The following is a 3257-nucleotide window of genomic DNA, read 5'->3' as shown; positions in this document are numbered from 1 at the left end:
TCATGCCCGACCACCATCCACAGCAGGCCCTCCCAGGAGGCGTCGAAGCAGAGCGAGGCCGTCAGCGCGAACTTCCGGTTCTCCTCCCCCGCCATCATGCCCGCCCGGTGGCCGGCCAGCAGAGCGGCGAGGCTCCCGTGCGAGACCACCACACCCTTCGGGCGGCCGGTCGAGCCGGAGGTGTAGATCACGTACGCCGCGTCCGCCCCGTCCAGGACGGGCCTGGTGAAGTCCGCCGGTCCGGGCGCGTCCGTGACGTCCAACACCGGGAGTTCGGTGAGCAGTTCGGGCAGCAGCCACCGGTCGTCGGTCAGCACCAGCGCGGGCTCGGCGTCCGCCAGGGTGTAGGCCGTGCGCTCCGCCGGGTACCCGGCGTCCAGCGGCAGGTACACCCCGCCCGCCTTCAGCACCGCGAGCAGCCCGACCACGGACTCCACCGAGCGCGGCAGCGCCAACGCCACCACCGCACCGGGCGTCACCCCGGCACCGATCAGCCGACCCGCGAGCCGTCCGGCCCGTGCGTCCAACTCCCGGTACGTCAGCACCTCGTCACCGCACACCAGCGCCACCGCCTCCGGCGTGGCCGCCACCTGCTCCTCGAACACCGCCGGAAGAAGCGGCACCTCCGAAGCCAACGGCCGCGCAGCACCGAGCAGTTCGACCCGCTCCTCCGGACTCACCAACGGCAGTGCCCCGATCCGGGTGTCCGGCCGCTCGACGGCCGCCGTCAGCAGGCCGGCGAAGTGGTGGACCATCGCCTCGGCCGTCTCCCGGTCGAAGAGGTCCGTCGCGAAGTCGACCACGCACTCCAGACCGGCCGGCGCGCCGTCCGGACCGAAGGACTCACCGATGCCGACACTCAGGTCGAACTTGGCGACCGCACGACCGGACGGCTCCACGGAGACGTCCAGCCCGGCCGCGTCCAGCGGCGCCGTGTCACCACCGCCCTGAAGGACCAGCATCACCTGGAACAGCGGATGCCGGGCCAGCGAACGCGCCGGGTTGAGCTCCTCGACCAGGCGCTCGAACGGCACGTCCTGATGGGCATGGGCATCGAGCTGGGTCTCCCGGACCCGGGCCAGCAGTTCGGTGAAACTCGGGTTGCCCGAGGTGTCCGTGCGCAACACCAGGGTGTTGACGAAGAAGCCGACCAGCTGGTCCACCGCCTCGTCCGAACGCCCCGCCGTCACCGATCCGATCGGGATGTCCGTCCCGGCACCGAGCCGGGTCAGCAGAGCGGCGAGCGCCGCCTGCGCGGCCATGAACATCGTCACCCGCTGCTCGCGCGCCAACGTCACCAGCGCACGGTGCAGTTCGGCACCCAGCGGAAGCACCACCCGGTCACCCCGGTGGCTGGCCACGGCACCCCGCGGACGGTCCGCCGGCAGCGCCAGCTCCTCCGGAAGATCGGCCAGCGCCTCGCGCCAGTAGCCGAGTTGGCGTGCCATCGGGCCGTCCTGGTCCGCTTCGTCGAGCAGCTCGCGCTGCCAGAGCGCGTAGTCGGCGTACTGGACGGGCAGCGGCGCCCACCCGGGCACGGTGCCCGCCGTCCGCGCCGCGTAGGCGGCGGCGAGGTCCCGCAACAGCGGACCCATCGACCACCCGTCACCGGCGATGTGGTGCAGCACCAGGACCAGCAGGTACTCGGCCTGCCCGGCCGGGATCAGGTGGGCCCGGATCGGCAGGTCGGCGGCCAGGTCGAACGGGCGCCCGGTGCAGGCCTCCGGCGCGGTGCCCTCGGGCAGCAGCTCGACGGGCACCCGGGCCGCCCAGGCCGGCAGGACGCGCTGGTACGGGGTGCCGTCCTCCTCCTCGATCAGCGTGCGCAGGACCTCGTGCCGGGCGACCAGGTCGCCCAGGGCCGAGCCGAGGGCGTCGGTGTCCAGCTCGCCCGTCACACGGAGCACCAGCGGCAGGTTGTACACCGCACTCGGCCCCTCCATCCGGTCGATCAGCCAGAGCCGCTGCTGCGCGAAGGACAGCGGCACCCGCTCCGGCCGCTCGGCGTGGGCGGTCAGCGCGAGACGCTCCGCCCCCGAACCCAGGCGGGCCGCCAGCCCAGCCGGCGTCGGCGCCTCGAACACGTCCCGGACCGCCAACTCGGCGGCCAGCGTCGAGCGCACCCGGCTGAGCAACCGGGTCGCGAGCAACGAGTGCCCACCCAGCGCGAAGAAGTCGTCCTCCACCCCGACCACGTCCAGGCCGAGCACCTCGGCGAACAGGCCGCACAGGATCTCCTCCTGCGGCGTACGGGCCGCCCGGCCACCGGCCGGCGCGAATGCTGCCAGGTCGGGTTCGGGCAGGGCACGGTGGTCGACCTTGCCGCTGCCGGTCAGCGGCAGGGCATCGAGCGTCACCACGGCGGCCGGGACCATGTAGCCGGGCAGCGACTCGGCGGTGAACCGGCGCAGCGCGCCACCGAGTTCGGAGGTGGAATCCTCGGCCACCGCGCAGTAGGCGATCAGCCGACGGTCCCCGTCCTCACTCTCCCGAACGGTCACCACGGCCTGACGGACAGCCGGATGGGCCGCCAACACCGCCTCGATCTCACCGAGTTCGATCCGGAAACCACGGATCTTCACCTGGTCGTCGGTGCGGCCCAGGTACTCCAGCTCACCGTCCCGGGCGCGGCGCACCAGGTCACCGGTGCGGTACATCCGCTCGCCCGCGACGAACGGGCTGGCGACGAACCGCTCCGCCGTGAGCGCGGCGCGGCCCAGGTACCCGCGGGCCAGTCCGGCGCCCGCCAGGTACAGCTCCCCCGGGATGCCGGCCGGCACCGGGTTCAGGTGCTCGTCCAGCACGTACCCGACGGTCCCCGCGACGGCCTGGCCGAGCACCGGGCGGTCCGAACCGTCGAGCGGCTGCTCCAGGGCCTCCACGGTGGACTCGGTCGGCCCGTACAGGTTGTACGCCCGCAGCCCCGGGGTCTCCCGCAGCCGCGTCCACAGCGCCTGGCCGACGGCCTCGCCGCCCACCAGCACGACGCCCGGTGCCGGCGCCTCCAACAGGCCCTCCTCGACCAGTTGGACCAGGAAGGACGGCGTGGCGTTCACCACGTCGATCGCCGACTCGCGCACATGGCGGACCAGTTGCCCGGCGTCCCGGCGGACCTCGTCGTCGATCAGGTGCAGCTCATGCCCGACCACCATCCACAGCAGGCCCTCCCAGGAGGCGTCGAAGCAGAGCGAGGCCGTCAGCGCGAACTTCCGGTTCTCCTCCCCCGCCATCATGCCCGCCCGGTGGCCGGCCAGCAG

1 protein-coding gene is annotated in these 3257 nt (G+C 73.2%); it reads right to left on the bottom strand.

Annotation, left to right across the window (positions count from 1 at the left end; translation table 11 throughout):
- A partial coding sequence (locus ACFRQN_RS40300) for a condensation domain-containing protein (protein ID WP_380745621.1) occupies window positions 1-3257 on the bottom strand: 3257 nt, incomplete at both ends.

It is taken from the genome of Kitasatospora sp. NPDC056800 (genome assembly GCF_042789775.1).
Lineage (GTDB): Bacteria > Actinomycetota > Actinomycetes > Streptomycetales > Streptomycetaceae > Kitasatospora.
The sequence above is the reverse complement of the archived record's forward strand: the minus strand, read 5'-3'. Positions and strand labels throughout refer to the sequence as shown.